We start from the raw sequence: 17,339 nt of genomic DNA on the forward strand, positions 1-17,339 counted from the left end.
AATTAAGCGACTTCATGTCGCACCCAAAGGTACGCATCAAAGGTATTCTCTGTAACATAACGATAGATATTTACTTTCTCATTTTCGTTTCCTTGGCGAACAATTCTACCACTTCTTTGCTCTAGGTCAGACGGTCTCCACGGAACGTCTAAATCATGTAAGGCTATTAATTTGTTCTGTACATTTGTACCTGCTCCCATTTTTTGAGTAGAGCCTAATAATACTCTTACTTCTCCTCTTCTTACCTTGGAGAATAATTCATCTTTTTGTTTGTCTGTATCTGCTTCATGGATAAAGGCTATTTCCTCTTTTGGTATTCCCATATTTACTAGCTTATTTTTAATATCATCATATATATTAAATTCTCCATCTCCTTTTGGTGTAGACATATCTGAAAATACTAATTGGGTCGATGAATTTTCTTTTGTCTTATCCCAGATCGAAAAGATATTTTTTACACATACATTAACCTTTGAATTAGGATCATCGGGAAGTAGTGGATTTATTAATCTTTGGTCAAGGGCAAGTTTTTTACCATCATTTGTAATCTTTAACATATTATCTTCTGTTGGCTCTACTTGGTTATTTCTAACCGCGTCAGCTCTTTCTGAAATAGCTTCTAATATTTCTTTTTGTTCCTCAGTAGGTTTTGTTTTAATAACTTCGAAGTTTGCTTCTGGTACTGGCAAATTTAACATATCTGAAGTCTTTATATCTGCTACTTCTTTAAACATGCTCATCAGTTCTGGCAAATTATAAAACTTTGAAAATCTTGTCTTTTGCCTATATCCAGTACCTTCTGGAGATAATTCAAAGGTGTTTTCTGTTTCTCCAAAAGTAGAAGCCCAAGCGTCAAAATGTTCTAATCCTCTTGCCTTTAAATCGTCATATTGAAGGTATCTTTGCATAGTATAAAGCTCAGTCATTGAATTTGATATTGGTGTACCAGTAGCAAAAACAACTCCCTTGCCATCTGTCATTTCATCCATATACCTACATTTCATATACATATCTGAAGACTTAAAGGCTTCACTTTGACCGATACCTGCAACATTTCTCATCTTGGTATGCAAAAATAAGTTTTTGTAATTATGAGCTTCGTCTATAAATAACTTATCTACTCCTAGTTCTTCAAAGGTTATTACATCATCTTTTTTAAAGTCATCATTTAGTTTTTCAAGTCTTACCAAGAGTTTCTTCTTTGTCTTTTCTAGTTGTTTTACTGTAAAATTTTCTCCTCTATTTCTTTTATTTTCGCCAATAAAGGAAACTATATCATCTATTTGGTCTTGTATATGCCTTACCTGGTATTCCTTAGACATTGGTATTTTTTCAAATTGAGAGTGTCCTATGATGACCGCATCATATTCTCCCGTTGCAATCCTACCAATAAATCTTTTTCTGTTTTTTGGTTGAAAATCTTTTTTATCGGCCACCATAATATTTGCTGACGGATATAATTGCATAAACTCTCTACCAATTTGAGTGGTTAGATGGTTAGGAACTACAAATAATGATTTACTTGCAAGTCCTAACTTTTTAGATTCCATGGCAGAAGCTACCATTTCAAAAGTTTTTCCTGCTCCAACTACATGGGCAAGTAGTGTATTTCCACCATATAAAGTCCTTGCTATGGCATTTTTCTGATGTTCTCGTAGTCTGATTTCAGTATTCATTCCATCAAAAGTTAAGTTAGAACCATCAAATTCTCTATTTCTAATTGAATTGAATTTTTCATTATAAATTTTTTCTAACCTATATCTTCTATCAGGATCTTCAAATATCCAATTCTTAAATTCTTCCTTAATCAGTTCCTGCTTTTGACTTGCAAGCATAGTTTCTTTTTTATTCAATACAGAAGTCTTCGAACCATCATCATTTATTACTTGGTCAAATACCTTTGTATCTTTTAGATTAAGAGCATTTTCAATTAGCTTATAGGCATTCACTCTACTTGTACCATAAGTCATGTTAGCAAGGTCATTAGCCGAGTCAACGCTTTTACCTTCAATATTCCATTCACTTGTGTGTGGCGAGAACCTAACATTTATATTCCACCTATCATAACCTGGGGTTTTTAAAAGATTAAAAGTAAAGTCTTCTATATCTTTTTGAGGTATCCAAGTTGCTCCTAACCTTACATTTATATCAGAGGCAGTTAGTTCTTCAGGCATAACTTCTTGTAATTTTTCTCTTTGATATTTAAGTTTGCCTAACTCGTTTAATAATGTGTCTTTCTTTTCAGAAGGTGCTAAATCTATTACATTTTCAATTTCTCCGATATATGAATTGAGATAGCCAATCTTTTCTCTAATATTTCCACTTAAATATTCATCAGCTGATACATATGAAAAATGAAAGGGATCGTCATTGTCAAAGTTCTCAAAGGGCATTCTGTTATTTATTAGGTCTGTATCCTTAATATCTAAAAATATCTCGCCCTCAAGTTCACCAATTAAGGTGTCCCTATCTTTGTTAGTGATAGATTCCATATATTCAAAATCTACATATCCTTTTTGTGAAACAGATAAGACTAAGGCTTCAAGGGAAGTATCTACACGGTCTACTACTTTTGCCTTTGTTATTGTTCTTTTTGAGAATATATCACTCTTAGCTTTGAAATTATCCTCATCATCAAGTATTTCTATTGATGAAACCAAAGGAAAGTTTGAGTCTTCCTTTAAAGCTCTAGTATTTGATAAGGAGTTAATAAAGCCATGTTTCTTTGAAAAGTTATCATAGACTTCGTTTAACTTTGCTTGTGACTCTTTTATTTCTTCATCAGAAAAATCGTCCTTTTGTTTTTCTATTACATCTTTTAAAGCATTCATTACATCAAGATAATCTTTTATCTTTTCTTTATTTTTTTCTGATATATTCTGCTTGATTAAGACTGAGTTTTCTCTTAGGTAGACTTCCTCGTCAATAATGGTATAGGAAAAATTCTTAACATCATCTGTTGCTGGAAGACTTAATTCTTCATCTTCCAACAGTTCGACCTCTTCATATTTTGAATTTGAAGATATTTCCTTACTTGCAAGATCCATTAAATCCTTTAGATTTTCGTCTTCTTTTGCATCACAAGTGATAGTATTGCCAAATCTTCCAGATACTTCTTTCATATCCCCTAATACCATTTGAGGATTATCTACAAAGTATTTATTATAGGTTAAACCCTTTTTATCAGTTGCTAGGTGTATCCAATCGTCATCTCTTTCTATAACTGAATCTCTCTTCTTTAAGAAAATAATATCTGAAGTAACTTCTGTACCAGCAAGTCCTTTAAATGTTGTATTAGGTAGCCTCATAGCTCCTAAAAATTCACATCTTGCATTAATATATTTTCTAACAGATTCATCTTTTTTATCCATAGTTCCAGATGATGTTATGAAGGCAATAATTCCTCCATTCCTAACCTTATCTATTGACTTTGCAAAAAAATAATCGTGAATCAGAAAGTTATTTCTGTTATATTCACGATCGTTAACTTTAAAATCTCCAAAGGGAACATTTCCTATAACTAAATCGAAAAAGTTATTTGAGAAGTTTGTTTCTTCAAAGCCTTTAATTTGAATATTAGCTTCAGGATAAAGTTCTCTTGCTATTCTTCCGCTTAGACTATCTTTTTCTACTCCATATACTTTAGAGCCTTGTATTTCACTTGGCATATTACCAATGAAATTACCGACCCCTGCAGATGGTTCAAGGATATTCCCAGTCTTAAATCCCATATCTGTTAGAGTCTTATATACTCCATCCATTACTTTTCTAGGTGTATAAAACGATGTTAAGGTAGACTCTCTAGCATTCAAATACTCTTCATTTGTTAGATTTTCTTTTAAAATATTTCTTGCTTCGAGCCATTGTCCTCCCTTTTCTTCATCGAAAACTTCGGCAAGACCTCCCCAACCTAAATAGTCAGCAAGATATGCTTGTTCATACTCTCTTGGACTCCTATTTTCATTTTCAAGTCTTTTTAGCATTTTAATAGCTTTGATATTTTTATCTAGCTTTTCTGATGGTGTAAGGTATTCTGAGTAGATATGATTTTTCAAGTCATAATTTCTAGCAAAACTTATCCTTTCCTTATTAAGTTCATAGCCTAGATTCTTTAAATCTTCTTTTCCCCTCAATAAGTTTTCGGCTGCTTCTCTTGGGACATTGTACCTATTCATCATTTGGTCAATTTCAGGATTATGGCTATCAATAAAGCTTTCTTGCACTACTTGTCTTTCAGTTTGTTTTTCATACTCAGATAACTTATATATTTCATAATTTCCACTATCTAAAATATCATCAATCTTTCTACTTTCTTCAAATGTTTCGCCCTTAAATAAAGGAAATTCTTTCCCATTAACTTCTACTTTAGTTCCAGTTTCAATCAAGTTAATTCCATTAAAGATCTTCTCATCTTCTAAAATAAATTCCTTACCAACCTTTACTGCTAGTTTTTCTGGTGTTTGACTTAGATTTTCAAAGATTTCTTCAAGGTATGAATCGTTTCTGTATGGAATTACTTCCAAACCCCTAATCATACCTCCCATATATTCCATATTATCTCTGATAGTGACAGTTTTAAGTCCTCCACTTAGTTCATCAAAATCTGTAATGGTAAAGTCCTTATCTTTATATCTAACCTGATCGCCTATCTTAAATTTAGGCTCTATCTTTTCTTTAATTTCTTCTTGTAAAGATTTTTCCTCGCTTAGTGCAACCTGCTCTTCTAAATATGAAAATTCACGCTCATTTACTTCTTCACCATCACCAAGGTCAATCCTATAGTGCTCGATAACTTCACCGTCTACATAGTGGTCAAAATAGAATTTGAAATATCCGATATAATCATCAGTCATTTCTCCAAATTCATTTTCTCCAAGAGTTTGATTATGGTCTTTAACATCAATATCCCTTTGTCTTAGGACATTAATTAAGTCTTTAGTTACTATCTGCCCACTATAATCGGGAACTAATTCGTGGTTTTCATTAAATTCTACAATCCAGTAGTCTTTTCTTTTTTCAATATTGTTGCCATCAAAAAAAGAAGCTTCATCAGCTTCCTTTTCTTGGCTTATTTCATTTTCTAAGCTTCCACGTATTCCTTGATTGCCATTCTCTTCACTGTTGCCATCAAGTTGTTCATCTGTCCTTGGTATTCCTCTGGATTCTCTCTCATCATCTTCTCTGTCAATCCTTGTGCTCTCATCATCTTGACTTTCTCTCTCTTGATAAAGTCCACTGCCTGATCTTGAATTTCCTTCAGATGGTTCAAAAGTGTTTTCTCCTCGTACATTTCCTGAAGTTTCTTCCAGTTCTCCATGTCCTCGCTCCCTACTAGGTAAGACAGTCTTAGGACTGCGTAAGTCGGATTCGGAAATCTCTCCATAAATTCCAGATCCTTCTCCATCATATCCAAGGCTTTCTCTTCGATCTTCATCGCTATTTCCTCTGTCGCTTCCATCTGTGAAAACTCGTCCATCTCTACTTCTTGACCTATCATCTCGTCTATATAAATCATTTTGACCTCCTCTATCTTCATTTGTATTTTCTATATCTCTATTATAGTCGGCATCGGCCCTTTCTGTCAGCAGCCTAGCACGATCCATTTCCTTAGATTTTTCTATTGTGCTATCTATAATATCTTCGCTAATCCTTGATATTACAAGACCTATCTGTTCTAAAGAAATTGTATTAATCCTAGAAAAATTATTTTTTAAATTTTCCATATCCATAGGGTAGACTGTATTAAACCTATTAGCTACCGCATAGGATATTGAGTCTCTCATAAACTTTTCAAAGCTAAGTCTATCCTCTATATCTATCCTTAAATCAGCAAGAGCCAAGTTAATATATTCATCTCCATAAATTCGACTTAAAGAAAATATATTTTCATTAAGTGAATCACTAGCTTCAAATGAAGAAGCATTTATTATTTCTTTTAAAGCCTCGTTATGGTTTTCGTGATCAAACTGCCATAAGCTAACCTCATTGATATTCCTATCCATTGATGTGGTTTGACTAATATCGAAAATATATGAAATTCTTTGATTTACATCACTTCCAACTAAAATTGGAATACCCTTTTGACCCCTCATAACAACTCTGCCAAAATATTTCTTCCACATATCAAAAGTCGCACAAGCTATAGCTTCAGGTTCTTTGTTATATATACTTAGTTGGCTTGAAAAATCATATTTCTGATTATTGCCTATAACTTTTAAGAGTTTTAAATATTCTTTTTCTTCTTGTAACACTTCATACTTTATTGCTTCTTGTATATTTTTAAAATCATTTACTTGCATTTCCTACCTCCATTCTTTGAATTTCTTTTATAATAGCCATTAAAACATCAACCACAATAGAATTGCCGGCCTGCTTATATAGTTTACTTGAGGTGCAATTTTTTCTTCTTGGATGTACTTCTTCTAGTTTGTCAATATCACTATCATCAAAACCCATGAGTCTTAGGCATTCTCTTTCTGTTAAATACCTATATTGACCGTTTCCAATATCTATTATTCCAGAATTAGGTACTCTCATCTGTTTTGTAGAAATAGTATAAGAAAAATCTTTAATAACTTTTAGTCGCCCTCTAAAACTGTTATCTATGCATTTATTTAAAAATTTCAGCATATAAGGTTGGGTCATTGTATAAAGTTCACTTACATCCTTTTCTAAAAATTCACTTAGTGGTCTTGTTTCTTTCCTCTCCAATTTATTAAAAGAAAAATTATTTGCTCCAAGACATGAAACAACAAATATCCTCTCCCTTTTTTGAGGTATCCCAAAGTCCATTGCATTTAAGATTTCATATTTGCTTTTATATCCAAGGTTTTCTAGCTCTTTTAGATAAATAAAAAAGGAGTCCCTCATATTTCTATCAAGGACTCCCTTTACATTTTCCCAAATTATCCATTTAGGTTTATCTTTCATTTCTTTGATTATTCTAATTGTTTCAAATAGTAAGCTTGATCTAGTTCCTGAATTCTTAACTCCTCCCTGCTTTTTTCCTATTCTTGAAAAGTCTTGGCAAGGACTTCCATGCATAACTAAGTCTATCTTCTCATTAGGAGCTTTATATCCTACTACTGATTTTGGCTTATAGTCTTCTCCATAAAGTGCGTTGTATGATTTAACACAAGCCTTATCTATTTCTACATAATCAACAACTTCATAAGGTATCTTCAAATTAATAAAAGCCTTTCTAATAGCACCTATGCCACCGAAAAGCTCTAATATTTTTACCTTATTCATTTAGATTATTCTTGTACCTATCTATAAGCTCCCTTATACTATCTTCTATTTCTCTTAAAAAGTCTTCTTTATCTACTTCACCAGAGCTAATCTTTGCAAGTTTCATTTCCCATTCAGATGTTGTTTCAGCTGACTTAAACTTATCCTCTACAATCGATACAAGTCTATTGCCTTTTTCAGTTACAAGTAAATTTTTCTTATCTCTTCTTATGAGATCCTTATGGATAAGATTTTCAATAATTCCTGCTCTTGTAGCTGGTGTTCCTAAGCCTTTCCTTTCTACTTCTATATCTTTATCCAAGGTCTCTACTCCTGCACTCTCCATAGCCTTTAAAAGTGTATTTTCATTATAATGACTTGGAGCTTTGGTAAATTTCTCTGATATATTTTTAGAAGTTAGCTTAATTTTATCTCCAGTCTTTACATCTGGTAATTCATTTTCTTGTCTTTCCTTTCCATAAGTCTTTAGATACTTGATATAACCTTCATCGATTACAGTCTTGCCACTTGCATTAAAGTTAAACTTGTCATATTCATATCTGATTTTTTTGCTAGATTCCTTTAAGTTATCCGAACATGAAGCAAGTAATTTATTCTTAATTAAATTATAGATTTTGCTTTCTTTATCAGATAAATCTCTAGCTTTCCCAATACCTGATATAGTAGGAATAATTGCATAGTGGTCTGTAACTTTAGCTGAATTAAAAATAGACTTAAAGTTTGATTCATTAATCTTAAAATCTTCTTCAAGTCCTTCTAATAATTCTTTCATAGTATTAACCATATCATCGGTTAAGTACCTACTATCTGTTCTTGGATATGTGATTAGCTTTTTTTCATACAAAGCTTGTGCCAGATTTAAAGTATCATTTGCTGAATACCCAAAATATTTATTTGCTTCTCTTTGCAAGGTAGTAAGATCATAAGGCTTATCTGGTTTTGTGCTTACTTCTTTGTCTTCTACCTCTGTAATAACTATTTCATCTTCTAATAGGTTTAACAGTTGTTCTGCAACTTCAATTTTATCAATCCTATCAGATACAAGTTTCAATCCTTCATAAGATAAGTCAACTGTATAATATTTTTGCTTCTTAAATAGGTTTATTTCACTATCTCTTTTAGCTATTAAATATAGAGTTGGAGTTTGTACTCTACCAACTGAATATGTTTCCTTATAAATGCAAGAATAAAGCCTACTTAGATTCATTCCTACCAACCAATCTGCAATGGCTCTTGCACTTGCTGATCTATATAAATCTTCAAAGTTTTCTCCGTCTTTAAGATTTCTAAAGCCATCTTCAATAGCTTTGTTTTCCATTGAAGATATCCAAAGTCTTTGAATCTTCTTCTTACATTTAGCTTGATTATATACAAGCCTAAAAATAAGTTCTCCCTCTCTTCCAGCATCACAAGCATTTATAACTGTGTCGATGTTCTTATCCTTTAAAAGTTTCTTTAAAACTCCATATTGTTTTTTAGTGCTTTTAGATACTTCATAAATATATTCTTCTGGAATTATAGGAAGATTTTCTATTGTCCACTTCTTCCATTTTTCGTCGTGTCTTTCTGGACTTGCCATTTGAATTAAATGACCTACACACCAAGAAACAATGTATCCATTCCCCTCATAATATCCGTTTTTTCTTGTTCTTGCTCCAATTACTTTTGCAATTGTAACTGCTACACTTGGCTTTTCTGCTATTACTAACTTCATTAATACCTCCATAAATAAAAAAAGAGCGAAAGATTTCTCTCTCGCTCAAAGTTTTAAAAATTATTATAATAGTTCATCTTCATCGTCTTCATCTAAAGATTCTTCATGACTTTCTTCATTGTAAGATTCATCTTCTGACTCACTAATATAATCCTCATCATCTTCTTCAAAGTCTTCCAACATTCTATCTTCTTTTGCTTTGACTACCTTAAAATAATATCCTGCTCCTATAACTCCTCCAATTACAAGTGCAACAATTAGAAATGAACCTATTCCACTTTTCTTTTCTTCTTTTACTGGAACAGTCTTAGGTTCTTCTTTCTTTACTTCTTCTTTCTTAGGCTCTTCAACCTTTATAGTATTTTTATCTTCTGATTCAATCATATTAAGTAGATCTTGCTCTCCTACTTCTGTTAATAATCTTACATTATCTTGATTTGATGAGTGATCTACTATTAGGTGCATAGTTTTTCCACTTTTGGTTTGAAATGTTAAAAATTGTCTTACATCTACTGGATTTTCTTTATCTTTTTCTGTATCTCCACTTGGTGTAATATCTTTTCCATTCCTATCGACATTTTCAATTACTGAACCTCTTGCCTTATTTTCCCCAGTCGCAAGATTATTTACTGCCTTTGTATTACCACCTTTTACAAGTGGTGTTTTCTTAGGAGGATTATTTGAAGGCTTATTTGCTTCACTTGTATTTCCTGGTATTCTTGGAACATCTTGATAAGGAATTTCTTCTTTTGATGGTGTAAAAACATCTTCTTTCAACATTTTTTCAAATTCTTCTTTTTGTGGTTCATAGATTGATTTGTTTTGACTTTCAATCTGTCCTTCATTTGTCATCGCAAATGTAGTTGCTGGTACTGTAAATGTAAAAAGGAGTAACGCTATGGCTACTCCTCGTTTAATACTCTTATTCATTTTTCTATCCTTTCTTATTTTACATTTTTAAATACATAGACTGCTTTTCTAGCATTGTCCCATTCTATTGTTTGGTTTTTGCCATCTTTAATATCTCCATGACTTGCTCCAAAAGCTTTAGCAATATTTGAAATTGAAGCATGAATTCTTCCATTTATAATCACTGGCTTAACATCTGAATTGTAGACCTTTCCATCTGAATCTTTCATAACACCAGTATCAATATTTAGTCTTAATGTCTTTTTAGCTAAGATATTATTCTCTTTGTTTGAGAAAATGGCTTCACGAGTAGAGTTGTCATACTCAACATTAAAACCTAGAGTATAAGCAATATATCTTACTGGAATCATAGTTCTTCCTTGATCCACATAAGTTTTTACATCCATGTAGACTGTTGTCTTACCATCTTTGTTGATAATGTTATAAAAGTTTTTGTCTACTTGAAAAACTGCAAATTCTTTTTCATCTTTAACTTGTTTTTTGCCTTGTTGTTCCTCTTGCTTTTTCATCTTGTTAAGATCAAATTGATTTAGAATATTCTTGTCATCAGCTTTTAAAAGTTCGTCCCACTTCTTATCTTGAGATTTCTTATCTTCTTTCTTCTCTTTGTTTTCTTTTTGGAGTTTTAGAAGTTCATCTAATTTCTTAGATAGGTCTTGGTTTAGGTTTTTTTCTTTTTCATCTTTAGCCTGCTTTTCAAGTTCTTCTTTAGCTTTTTTATTTGCTTCCTCGATTAACTTCTTTGCTTCTTCAATTTTCTTATTTAATTCTTCTTTTAGCTTTTTAATTTCTTCTTCAGAAGCTTTTTGTTTTTCTTCTAGTCCTTTAATCTTCTCTTCTAATTCTTTTTTCGTATTTTCAGAAGATTCTTTTAAGCTACCAATAGCCTTTTGAAGCTCTTCAATTTTCTTAAAGCATTCTGACTTAGAATTTTCTGTTTCTTTCTTTTTAGACTCTAAGTCTTTTATCTTAGTATCTTTTTCATCAAGAGCTTTTTCTAAGTCCTTAATTTTATTATCTTTATCCTCAATTTCTTTAGTCTTCTTTGCAAGTTCTCCTTCTAAAGACTCAAGCTTTTCTTGCATTTCTTTGATTTTATTTTCGTTTTTATCTGTCTTTTCTTTCTCAGCTTCTAACTCCCATTTTGTAGATGAATAATCTTCTTTTAGTTTTGCATTTTCATCTTGTAATCTTTTTAATTCATCTTTAAGCTGAGTGATTTCTGATATTAGTTCATCATTATTGGAGTTTTTAAGATCCTCAATTTCTTTATTCAATTGAGCAATCTTATTATCTTTATCTCTAATCTCTTCTTCTAGCTTAGCTTTTTCTTGTTTTAGTTTCTCTCCATTATCTTTGCAAGATTCTAACTTTTCCTTTAATTCATCTATCTTTGATTGGTCTTCTTGTTTCTTATCATTTAAGTCTTTAATCTGATTTTCTAAATCACTAATTTTACTAATAGAACTTTCTATCACTTTTTTACTACCATCTGTATCATCAGCTTTAGCTAGTACATTAGTAGTTGAGGTTGATGTTAAAACTAATAAAAGAGCCATAAAAAAGGCTCTTAGTCTGTTCGTATTAAATTTCTTCATTATGAATGTTCTCCTTTTCTTTTAATTTTTCTTCTCTTTTTCTATCATTGATTTTCTCCATTAATTCTTCCAAGCTAATATTGTTCCTCCTAAGAGTTACAATTATTTCTTCATTTTCAACTTGTATTTCTTCATCGCAAATTTCTTTATATTTTGCATTTAAATCTTTCAATTTCTCTTCCATTTTTTTCTTTTTATTCCTAATACTTATAAGTTTTCTGTTCACATAATATCTCCCTTCTATCTTGGTCTTCCAAAACCATAAAAGTGTGATTTCCAATATTTTGAATTTATTGATGTGTATTGAATTGGATCTCCTGCGTGAATCATCATTCCGTTACCTGCGTATATTCCTACGTGAGATATTGGTGTTCCACTGTTATATGTTGAGTGGAAAAATATAATATCTCCAGGTTGAGCTTCACTTGGACTTACTGGATTACAATAGTCTTTGTATATTCTCCATGCAGTTGTTCTTGGCATTCTCTTTACACCAGACTTTGTAAATGACCAACATACAAATCCTGAGCAGTCAAAGTTAGATGGTCCACTTGCTCCAAACACATATCTTTTACCTATATGTTTTTCTGCTTCATTAAAAAGAGCCTTGGCAGTAGCTGAATCAAAAGCAAGACCAGGATTGCCAAAGTTTGGATTGTCTACTATTTCTCCTAAGTCCCCATTACCTGATCCAAAAACATCTCCCATATTCCCCTTAGCTTCAAGAAGAGCTTCATAATGAACTACATTGTCTGGATAATCTTTAAATATTTCCCTAACAACTTCATCCATTTCTTTTTTATTTAAAGTTACAATTAACTTTTTATATTCGTACTCTTCTTTTTCATACCTAGTATAAGGATTACCACGACTATCATATCTAGTTCTTGCTACTGTTCTTGTTCTAATTTCGATTTCTTCCTTAAAATCAAGCTTATACATTTTATCGAAAAGCTCTTTTAAAATTCCTTTTACTTCAGATGCTGATTTTACTTCACCACATCTTGAAGTTATATAGGATAGAAGTTCATGGGTATTATGACCAATTTCTCCTTCTTTGTTTATGATATATTCGTCATATCCAGGATGACTTGTTTTTACACTTTCGATTTGTGATTGTAGGTCATATTCCATTGACGAAAATTCTTGATTTACTTCATTTAGAACTGTATCTTGTGATAGGTATGTTGTTGTCATTACTGAGTTTACTGAATTACTTAGTCCACTCATACCAACACTTCCACCACCAATCATGATTGATAGCATAAGACCTAGTCCTATTACTAGAAATAGAACCATTTTACTTTTTCTTACGATTAGATCTTTAGAAGCCTTACCTAAACTTAAAATAGCTTTTTTAACTCTATCTACAAGTCTTGTTTCGTGCTTTTTAGCTATCATGCTCTTCATTTGTTTTCTCTGGTAAAACTTCTTAAATCTATTTTTCTTGATATAAGCATCTGACTTTTTTAAATCTTCCAAGCCACTTTTAAACTCCAACTTGCTTTTTCTCTTTCTTATTTTCTTATCAAGTTTAGATAGCTTTTTTAAGGACTTTTTCTTTTTATCTAGCTTATACTTCCTTATTCCATGCTGGAGCTTAGAGCTTACATTAGCGGCCTTTTCTCCAGATTCTACACCAGTATTGTCAGATCCTGAACTTAGATAATCTCTCACTAACTCTGAGGACTTAGCTCCAGATAATAAAACCCCAGAAGATAGACTTCCTTTAGTTTTATTCTTTAAGATATTATCCTTTAGCTTGCTTTTAGACTTTTCAAGCTCTCCAATCTTTTTATCTGAGATAAAGTCCTTAACATCTTGTGCCTTCTTAGAATCTTTCGTTGTAACTTTCTTAGATTCATTTTTTAAGTCATCGATTTTCTTTCGAGTGAATTTATCACTTTCATAATTTTTTCTCTTATAGTAAGTCTTCTTTTTATTAACTTTCTTTTGTTCTGAAGGTTTAAGGCTTGTTTCCTTTTCATCCTTTATAAATTCTTGATTATTGTCTTTAAACTCAGGGTTATCAAAAGTTTTATCTGTATCAACTTCGCTTAGCTTATTTTCTTTATCTATTTCATTAGAAATTTTTCCCTTATCTCTAAACTTTTTTTCTTGATAAAGCTTTTGCTTTTGCTTTTTATCGATATTAGTATTACTCTCGTTCTTGTTTTCTTCATCTAAAACATGCTTATCTTTTCTATATATTCTCTTGCTTTTCTTTGCTACAACAGGTTTACCTTCACTTGTGTGGATTCGCTTAGACTCTTTCTCGTTGATTTTGTCTTGGAATTTATCTTTACTATGGATAAGTTTATCCTCATAATTTTTAAGAACTTGTCTTTTACTTGATGCCTTATTATTGCTTATTGGTTGAGCCTTAGCTGAAATATCATCTGTTGTTAGTTTATTAGAATTAATATTTCTACTATTTTCACTACCAAAATTTACCTTTTTAAAGTCTACATCTAAGTCTTCATCAAGTTTAAAGCTTTCATCTGTTCTTAATTCAAGATTAGCTTGTTTTGTTTCTCCAGCCTTATACTTATTTTCTAAAACTTCGTTTTTAATTCTTTCCTTGTTTTTAGACTTCTGAAAATCTTTTAGTTTATCTTGTTTTTGATCTTTAGATAATACATTCTCATGAATAAGTTTAGATTCTTTTTCTGAAATTTTATCTCCGAACCTATCCTTAGTCTTAATAATCTTATTGGTATAATCATCTGAATGAACAAGTTTACTATCAATATTCTTTTCAGGAGCGTCCCTATTTCGTATAATTTTCTTTTGAAAATCTTTTTTTAGTTTTTTATCCATATCACACCTACTTAGCTTCTTCTGGTTTTGTTGTCATTAGCTTATATAGCATGGTGTCTTTAGGGAATTTATCAATAAATGGAACAATAGTATTTCCGAAGAATAATAGTCCCTCACCTGCGTTTGAATTAGTAATATAGTTTAACTGATAAGGCGATATTTTTAATTTCTTAGCAAGAATATCTCTATCTCCAGATGCTTGATTTAACATTAGAACAAAGTCTGTATTATCAAAGATATTTTCAATTTCCTGACTTGTTAAAAGGTCTTTTACGTTTTGTGTTATACCTGTTGGAATACCTCCCCATTTTCTAAATCTTTTCCAGATTTCTACTGAATATGAAGCAGTTTGTGGGTCTTTTAATAAAAGGTGGAACTCATCTATATAGTATCTTGTAGACTTGCTTCCTCTATTAAGGGAAACCTTGTTCCAAACCTGGTCTTGAATTACAAGCATACCTATTTTTTTAAGTTGTGTTCCTAGCTCTTTTATATCAAAACAGAGCAGTTGCCTATTTAGGTCAACATTTGACCTATTATTAAATACATTAAGACTTCCCTTAACATAAATTTCCATTTCTGTTGCGAGCTTTCTACCAACTCCCTCTTCTTGAGATAGGAGCATATCGTATAAATCTCCTAATATAGGCATATTTTCTGGTTTTGGGTCTTCAAAATACTTTTGATATATCTTTGGTAAGCACCTATCTATAACAGATTTTTCTGCAGCAGTAAGACCAGATCCTCCTACTACAAGTTCAAGCATAGACATTATGAAATTTGCCTTATCCTTTAAAGGTGCGTCCCCATCTCCATAGTTCATATTAATATCTAATGGATTTAGATAGTCCTTTGACTTTGCCGAAACTTTAATAACTTCTCCATTAAATTGTTTTACAAGGTTTGAATACTCGCCTTCAGGATCACAAATAATTACATCATCGTCTGTTACAAGAATTGCATTTGCCATCTCTCTCTTTGCTGAGAAAGATTTACCAGAACCTGGTGTACCTAATATTAGTCCGTTAGGGTTCTTAAGTTTCTTTCTATCTGCCATAATCAAGTTTTGGCTAAGGGCATTTAATCCATAGTACAAAGAATTTGCTGAATCAATAAATAGCTCTTCTGTTGTAAAAGGCATAAATACTGCCGTTGATGATGAAGTTAAAAATCTTTTTATCTCGACTTGATTAAGTCCTAGAGGTAAGACAGAAACGAGTCCTTGCTCTTGTTGATGAGATAATCTTTTTACCTGACAATTATGTCTGTTAGCAATTGATGAAATTTGAGCAATTGTATTTTCTAATTTTTGATTAGTTCTAGCAAAATTCATCATTACAATGGTAACTACAAAGAGCCTTTCATCTCTATTTTGTAGGTCAGATAACATGGACTTAACATCAGCTCCAAAAGTATTTATATCTGAAGGAATAATATCCATATCATATCCAGCACGAACTGCTTTCTTTTGTTCTTCAATTTTCATTCTATCCAGGTCTGTGTTTTTTCTCTTAATGAGTTTAATGGCTTCTGCTTGTTCAACTACATCTATATGAAAAGCTACATAAATATTATCATCAATATCTAAAAACTCAGATAACATTCTGTCTGATAACTCGCTTGCTAGTATTTGAAAATGGCTTACTGCTCCAATGAATTTCCCAAATTTAAAATTATTTGCTGGTGCAAAGTTAAAGATATTGGGAGTTATATGTGACTTTGTAGACTCTTTCTTCTTCAAATCTTTATATGAAAAATCAAAGTTTTTGTCTGGATTTAACATATCGTGAACAAGTCTTAGTCTTTCTTCGCCATCAAGACTCTCTGCTCTTACTCCCATAGATTTAAAGTTAGATAAAATATCTACTTCAAGTCTATTTAACTTTGCTCTTGCTTGCTCTAGGTTATCGGCTTCTGTGGTAAAGGTTATATACTTCATCTTTTTAAGTCCGTTATTCCCCTTTGCAAGTTGAAGCTTTAACATCTCCCTAAACTCTTTTCTTACATCGTCATAGAAGTCTCCCTTATCAGCAATTTTAATTGCATCTTGTAGGTCTTTATTTCTTCCTAATTGATTTACATATGAAAGTTCAATGTGGACACTTGGATCAAAAGAATTTAAAAAGTTGGCAAATTGGTTAAAGATTAAATCTCTATCTTCTTCCAATGCCAACTGGTAATTTATATCTTGAAATGAAATTGTCTTTGAATAATTTTTTTCATCTAACTGGCAAATGCCCTCTGGTAACATTCTTATATAGGGAATAGTATCCTCAACTGTAAATCTCTTTTTCTCTTTCTTTAAAAGTACACTTAGAAGACTATTTGTTGGATCTTTCTTTGCTTTTAGCCTTCTTACTTCCTTGCGGTCTTTTTTTAATTGTTTTTCCCTTAGATTTAAGTCGCTTATTTGCTTTTTTCTTTGCTTCAAGGTATGCCTCCTTTCTTATTCTCTTAGTTGGTTGATATAACTTGTGAAGATAGAAAAATTTAAAATATTTTTCAAAAGTTAAGGTATCTTTTTCATATAAGGTTATAAAAAAGATTGGCAGGGTTACTATTAGCATTACAATAATTGAAACATCATTGGGTAGATATTTCTTCATAAATAAATAGGTTGGTATGCCAATTAGTCCTGCCACAGAAAAACCTATAAGTTGCCTTTTAGTTAAGTTAAAGGCAACCTTTGTTTTAATCTTGTCCAAATCTTTTGGTATTGGTACATATGCCATTTTAATCTCCCTCTACTTCTTCTTTGGAAAGTTCAAGTATATGGTCATAATTAGATGTTGTTTCTTCTTCTAGGTAGCTAATTCTTTCTTCTAATTCTTCTTGTTTTTCTTCATTTCTGTCATTGTATTCTCCTTGATACATAACAAATTCATTGTGACATCTTCCTAGCCTATTTATTCTTTTCTTTAAGTTTCTAATCTCTTCATTCCTGTTTTTCTCTTTTAAGATTTCATAAGTTCCTCCCAATAAAATTCCAAGTCCCAATAAAGCACAATTTTTCTTTTTTAACATTT

General features: G+C 31.5%; 9 protein-coding genes and 1 pseudogene. All 10 read right to left on the reverse strand.

Features of this window, described 5'->3' with window-relative positions; all coding sequences use genetic code 11:
• Positions 1-23 precede the first annotated feature (23 nt).
• A pseudogene (locus tag J2S72_RS06115) lies at positions 24-4,493 on the reverse strand (helicase-like domain-containing protein); the annotation flags it as partial.
• Between the two features lie 1,792 nt (positions 4,494-6,285).
• Positions 6,286-7,251 (reverse strand): DNA cytosine methyltransferase, encoded by a 966-nt coding sequence (locus J2S72_RS06120; RefSeq protein WP_307495185.1) that lies wholly within the window; start codon positions 7,249-7,251, stop codon positions 6,286-6,288.
• Positions 7,244-8,965, reverse strand: a complete 1,722-nt coding sequence (locus tag J2S72_RS06125) for a DNA topoisomerase 3 (protein WP_307495186.1) — start codon at positions 8,963-8,965, stop codon at positions 7,244-7,246. Before J2S72_RS06125 ends, J2S72_RS06120 begins: the two co-directional genes overlap by 8 nt.
• A 63-nt stretch (positions 8,966-9,028) precedes the next feature.
• Entirely contained in the window at positions 9,029-9,895 is an 867-nt protein-coding gene (locus J2S72_RS06130) for a CD1107 family mobile element protein (protein ID WP_307495187.1), read from the reverse strand.
• Between the two features lie 14 nt (positions 9,896-9,909).
• A complete protein-coding gene (locus J2S72_RS06135; protein WP_307495188.1) occupies positions 9,910-11,493 on the reverse strand; it encodes a stalk domain-containing protein in 1,584 nt (527 codons plus the stop codon).
• Complete coding sequence (locus tag J2S72_RS06140) at positions 11,480-11,719, reverse strand: hypothetical protein (protein ID WP_047211607.1); 240 nt, start codon at positions 11,717-11,719, stop codon at positions 11,480-11,482. Before J2S72_RS06140 ends, J2S72_RS06135 begins: the two co-directional genes overlap by 14 nt.
• A gap of 14 nt (positions 11,720-11,733) precedes the next feature.
• Entirely contained in the window at positions 11,734-14,313 is a 2,580-nt protein-coding gene (locus J2S72_RS06145) for a CD1108 family mobile element protein (RefSeq protein ID WP_307495190.1), read from the reverse strand.
• Between the two features lie 7 nt (positions 14,314-14,320).
• Positions 14,321-16,744: a VirB4-like conjugal transfer ATPase, CD1110 family gene (locus J2S72_RS06150; protein ID WP_307495191.1), complete on the reverse strand. Its 2,424-nt coding sequence runs from the start codon at positions 16,742-16,744 to the stop codon at positions 14,321-14,323.
• Positions 16,635-17,045, reverse strand: a complete 411-nt coding sequence (locus tag J2S72_RS06155) for a PrgI family protein (protein ID WP_307495192.1) — start codon at positions 17,043-17,045, stop codon at positions 16,635-16,637. The genes J2S72_RS06150 and J2S72_RS06155 overlap by 110 nt, the downstream gene beginning before the upstream one ends.
• Before the next feature lies 1 nt (position 17,046).
• Positions 17,047-17,337, reverse strand: a complete 291-nt coding sequence (locus tag J2S72_RS06160) for a hypothetical protein (RefSeq protein ID WP_110058837.1) — start codon at positions 17,335-17,337, stop codon at positions 17,047-17,049.
• Positions 17,338-17,339: the final 2 nt, after the last annotated feature.

The sequence above is a fragment of the Peptoniphilus koenoeneniae genome, assembly GCF_030812875.1.
GTDB classification, from domain to species: Bacteria; Bacillota; Clostridia; order Tissierellales; family Peptoniphilaceae; genus Peptoniphilus_B; species Peptoniphilus_B koenoeneniae.

Bases quoted from the DNA above. Each gene is read 5' to 3' on its own strand.
- J2S72_RS06120 (WP_307495185.1), bottom strand. From the start codon at position 7,251: ATGAATAAGGTAAAAATATTAGAGCTTTTCGGTGGCATAGGTGCTATT.
- J2S72_RS06130 (WP_307495187.1), bottom strand. From the start codon at position 9,895: ATGAATAAGAGTATTAAACGAGGAGTAGCCATAGCGTTACTCCTTTTT.
- J2S72_RS06155 (WP_307495192.1), bottom strand. From the start codon at position 17,045: ATGGCATATGTACCAATACCAAAAGATTTGGACAAGATTAAAACAAAG.
- J2S72_RS06145 (WP_307495190.1), bottom strand. From the start codon at position 14,313: ATGGATAAAAAACTAAAAAAAGATTTTCAAAAGAAAATTATACGAAAT.
- J2S72_RS06160 (WP_110058837.1), bottom strand. From the start codon at position 17,337: ATGTTAAAAAAGAAAAATTGTGCTTTATTGGGACTTGGAATTTTATTG.
- J2S72_RS06135 (WP_307495188.1), bottom strand. From the start codon at position 11,493: ATGAAGAAATTTAATACGAACAGACTAAGAGCCTTTTTTATGGCTCTT.
- J2S72_RS06125 (WP_307495186.1), bottom strand. From the start codon at position 8,965: ATGAAGTTAGTAATAGCAGAAAAGCCAAGTGTAGCAGTTACAATTGCA.